Here is a 4,744-nt window from a genome sequence, read left to right as displayed (position 1 = left end):
TTTGTATTTTTAAAAATTTATTTATTTATTTATTTATTTATTTATTTATTTATTTAATAAAGTACGCCCATAAGATATGTTAAGGAATAACTTCATCGTTTTACCCAGTCTGGAAAAAGGAAAAATCGTAGCCCACTTGCCGCAAAAGTACATGATGTTCCGGCGTTTTCGGTAGCGGGAGGCGGGCAGCGTTTGTAAAGATTTCGAAGTTATTTCAGAACATTTCGTTAATCAAAGCGATTGAGGTAATGAAATGATACCGGTTAATGTACATATGATAAAATCCTTTGAAGATACTGGCTTACTCTGCAAAGACAGCTATCCATGCAGGCACGATGCTTTCAGGGTTCAGTTGTTCGATGGGAGAACAGTGACCAGACTCATCAACTCCGTCGATGTTTGCTCTATTTTAAACGATTTAAAAGAACACTGCGGAATAACTCATAGAGACTGGAAACATTTCACCCGCTACTCAAATATGAATCTCAGGCCATCTGATGAAATATTGACGAGGCTATTTACAGATGCTGGATGTTGGCCAGCCCCTACTAATCAAATGGCGCCAGTTAATGTTCATATGATAACAAAGTTTAAAGATACTGGCCTGGGCTGCACTGAATCCGATCCATGCCATCACGCTCCATTTAGGGTTAAGCTGGATGATGGGAGAAAAGTGACCACAACCATCAAATCCGTCGATGTTTGCTCTATTTTAAACGATTTAAAAGAACAACGCGGAATAACTCATAGAGACTGGGAACATTTTTCCGACTACTCAAACAGGAATCTCCGGCCATCTCATGAAATATTGACGGAGCTATTTGCAGAAGATCGATCTCGCTGATCACTAGAAATAGCCCAGTGACTTCGTAATTTGCGCACTAAGGATGCAATCAGTTTCGGGTCTTGAATTCTGGATGTCTTCAGCAAGAAAGACCTGAACCCCAATCTTGCCTTCTTTGTCACAAGGTCGCTCTGCTGCATAGGTTATGGAAGCGGGAATTCATGAATTTCGTTAAACCTGAAGTATTGAACTTTTTATTTAGCCAGCCAATCCAAGGGGTAAATCTACGATCAAGAGGTACCCAAAAATGAATATTTCTCCTTCGGCTTTTCATCCTGTTGTCCATAGTTCATTGCCACCGCAACCTGTTGCCAGCCAGGCAACCAATAGAATTGAACGCAGTAATATAACGCCTGGCCACCTTGCTAAATTCTTGCATGACAGGACAGTGAGGGAATCCCATGTAATCGCTGCAAGATTATGCCTGGCAGCGGGCCTGAATCCACACTTCAATGCTGCAACTTTGGAAAAACAACTCAAGGATGCAGGATTCGTCGACATTAGAAAACCGGATTGTGATGGAGACGAAAAACATCGGTGTATTACGGGGCTGCTCCAGCATCTTCAGGAGGAGTCTTTATCGGGAGAGGGCGTTGATGGGCCTGAAACTGCAAAATTTTGTCAGCTTGTCAAGGCTTCAGACAGCTGTCTGGGCAGGGGATGGGACTGGCTGATCAAAGTAATGAATGAGCACCAGCAGCTTCTGGAAGCCGGGTCGCGGCTAACGTTCGATCGGTACACTGATGAGTCTTTATCGTTGTTATGCAGGGGCTTTCTTCCCTGTGAAGGTGTTGCCATCGACCGGACAATGAATCGTGGTGTAAACCAACAGTTCTCACCGGCAACGCAACTTCCCGGTTATTCTCCGGCAAGTGCCGCTCCATCACCGCCCCCGGCTTATGACGATGTTGTCAGGGTTCAGTCAGCATCTGTGCGACCCGGGATGCCTCCCTGGTGCCGGGAAACTGAATTCTCTGAGCAGCAGCGATGCGCCAGAGGCCTCAATGTTATTGCCAGCCAGCTAGAGCATTACTCACTGGATCGACCCGGAACCGGAACTGCCATGAGGAATATGGCAGACATTCTGGGGCGTGTAGGTGGTCAGTTCACACCACCCGAGATCGTGGCCAGTGGGGATCGATTAACCTCCCTCGCTCAACAGCTTCGGATGACTTCAGTGAACGTATTCACCCACATCGACATATCCACGGCCGATATTGGCGTGAATATTGTCGGTAATCGCCAGGATATTCAGCCTGTTATCAGCCTTTCATGGCTACCCCCGGAAAAATTTCCTGTTGCGGTACAGGCGCGTTTGAAGCTGGCACGTATGGGCGCCGATGAGGAGTCCCGGCCGCCACGGGTACCCATCGTTCAGGTGTATCTGTGTGCCAGTAGTGAAAAGGCTCTGGAAGGCGCCGAATTCAATGTGAAACTGACCAGCACCATCATCGGCAAGTATCTGGTGGATTTGTTTCACTCAGAAGCAGATAACTTGATGCCGATCGCGGTCCAGCTGCGTATGCCCAAAGGACTGAAGAAAGGTGCCGACTTTCACAGGGCAAACTTCGCTCTTCATTCAGACAGCGGCGGACTACTGGGCTGTTCGACTGCGTTATTTTCCCATGGTCAAGGGGAGTCCAGGGGAAAAGAAAAGCACAACATTGGCATTCAACAAGTGGCGCCGATTCTTGAAGCCGTTGGGGTTGACCGCACAATCGCCATGTCCAGTGAGGCCGGACTGGCCATTCCCTTTGGATTTACCCTTAAGAAACAGGATGACAACCAATTTGTGCGACGCGTAAAACTGTTGGATGCCAAAAGCCTGTTCGGTGGCAGCAGCCAGTCTGGCGGCCTATTCGGTAGCATGAACAAGCCGTCTGCAGGCAGCCTGTATGGTGGTGGGACCTTGTTTAGTGGCAGCGGTCAGTCTGGCGGCCTGTTCAGTGGCATGTACGGTGGTATGAATAAGCCTTGCGCAGGCAGCCTGTATGGTGGTGGAACCTTGTTTGATGGTAGCAGCCAGTCCGGTGTAGAAAGCCAGTCTGGTGGGAGCAGGCTGTTTGGTGGAGGTGAAAGCCATTCAGCTGACCCGATTGACCACAGAAATTCCACTGGAGCTGGCAGGGCAACCACCAGAGACGTCGCACTGGCGAGTGACATTGAGCCCAAGGTCAACCGATTGAGCACCAGTGGTATTAATCCCCTGCCGTGTGCAACGGAAAAAAAATATATATTTGCAACGGAAAAGCCACCAGAGGTACCCTTCGTATCGGTTGCAGGCATTGTCTGGGTCCAAACGGTCACCAGTTTGCCGGGCATCGAAACCAGCGAAGACCTGAGGCAGTGGATAGGCCGGCAAAAGGTGGACCAGGATAACCCGGTGCTTCCGGGTATTTTGTAAACCAGACGGGGCAGGGGATCAGCTAAAGAAAATCATTACGAACTCGACACGTCTCTTTTAAGCCAATTCTCACAAAAAATGCTGAAAAGTTTTGATGAATACATCTGCAATTAATGCCTTACGCCCAGAGTTTGACAGTTATCAAAACAATGACCTTCAAAGTAGCGCAGTTAAACTATGGAATCGGATGTGTCGAGCTTACTCACCCAGGTATCAACACATTAAAACGGTGCTCACGGAACATTTAGTTGAATACTTTAACGAACATTTAACCGCTGATCACCTGCCGAACCATCGTCTTATTATTTCCGTATCAGATGACACACTTAAAACCTGTCTATCTCACTATGATACCATTGAACAACGTCGGTCCCGCGGCCTGGATTATCGGCACAATTTACCTGAAGAATCTATCAGACAGCTATACGGTGAACCGACGGGGGTCAAAATCTTATTCGGTATTCAGGGAACGGGCAATGGACATTTGACACGGTCGCGTCTGCTTGCGAAAGCATTGGCCGAGCGTGGAGCCCGAGTTCAGTATCTTGTTTCAGGTCGCCAGAAAAGTGAACTTAACGATATGGAGGTATTTGGCAATTATTGGCACCGGGATGGGTTTACTTTTGTAGCGAAAAATGGACGTATCAATTTTTTTCAGACATTAGTACATAACCGTTTTTTCGGATTCATACGGGATGTCTGGCAGTTAAATGTAAAGGACTATGACATTATTATCTCCGACCTGGAACCGGTCACGGCCTGGGCAGGGTACCTGGGAAACAAGGCAGTCATTGGCTTTGGTCATCAGTATTCGTTTGACTACGATGTACCCATACTGCAGAGATATTCCATTGCGGGGTTAGCGATAAAACTCTTTGCTCCGGCCACAGAAACTATCGGGCTTCATTGGGTCAGTTTTGACAACCGGCCCATCTTGCCTCCGATCATCGATACGACAATACAACGTTGTCCCGATGAAAATCATATTGTTGTCTATTTACCCTTTGAAAATCAGGATAATGTTGCCAGTTTATTAAACCGGTTTTCGGGATACCGTTTTAAAATTTATGGTCCCAGAGCGCCGGAGGTTATTGGCAATGCGGAGTTTTTTCAAATGAGCGTAACAGGCTTTAAAGAGAGTCTGCAGTCATCCAGAGGGGTGATTTGTAATTGCGGATTTACACTTATCGCCGAATGCATACACATTGGATTACCCGTTCTGACTAAACCTCTCAAGGGACAAATAGAACAATTGGCAAATGCCTATACACTGGAACAACGACACTTGGCTGAAGTGTTCTACTGCCTGACTTATGAAAATCTGAGCCACTTTATAGAAACTGCCCGGCGTAAAGAAGCTAATCCATATCCCAATGTAGCGGATGCTCTGGCTGGCTGGGTTGTCTCTGGTTGTCGTGAAACGGTGGCTGAATTGTCAGGAAAGCTTTGGGGGGGGGGGGGGGGGTAAGTAGCTAACCATATGATTCCATATGGCC

The 4,744-nt window shown here is 47.3% G+C and carries 3 protein-coding genes; all 3 read left to right on the top strand.

Annotated features, from left to right (window positions below):
• The first annotated feature begins 253 nt into the window (after positions 1–253).
• The 3 genes from KDK14_RS19520 (at position 254) to KDK14_RS19510 (ending at position 4,716) form a co-directional block, all read left to right on the top strand.
• Entirely contained in the window at positions 254–844 is a 591-nt protein-coding gene (locus KDK14_RS19520) for a hypothetical protein (RefSeq protein ID WP_257266883.1), read from the top strand.
• Between the two features lie 247 nt (positions 845–1,091).
• The gene (locus KDK14_RS19515) at positions 1,092–3,248 is read left to right on the top strand and encodes a nucleoporin (RefSeq protein WP_257266882.1); all 2,157 of its coding nucleotides are present in this window, start codon (positions 1,092–1,094) and stop codon (positions 3,246–3,248) included.
• 94 nt (positions 3,249–3,342) lie between these two features.
• Positions 3,343–4,716 carry a glycosyltransferase family protein gene (locus tag KDK14_RS19510; RefSeq protein WP_257266881.1) on the top strand — a complete coding sequence of 458 codons (1,374 nt, stop codon included), beginning with the start codon at positions 3,343–3,345 and terminating at the stop codon, positions 4,714–4,716.
• The last annotated feature ends 28 nt before the right edge of the window (positions 4,717–4,744 follow it).

Source organism: Endozoicomonas sp. ONNA2, assembly GCF_024606365.1.
GTDB lineage: Bacteria > Pseudomonadota > Gammaproteobacteria > Pseudomonadales > Endozoicomonadaceae > Endozoicomonas.
The sequence above is the reverse complement of the archived record's forward strand: the minus strand, read 5'-3'. Positions and strand labels throughout refer to the sequence as shown.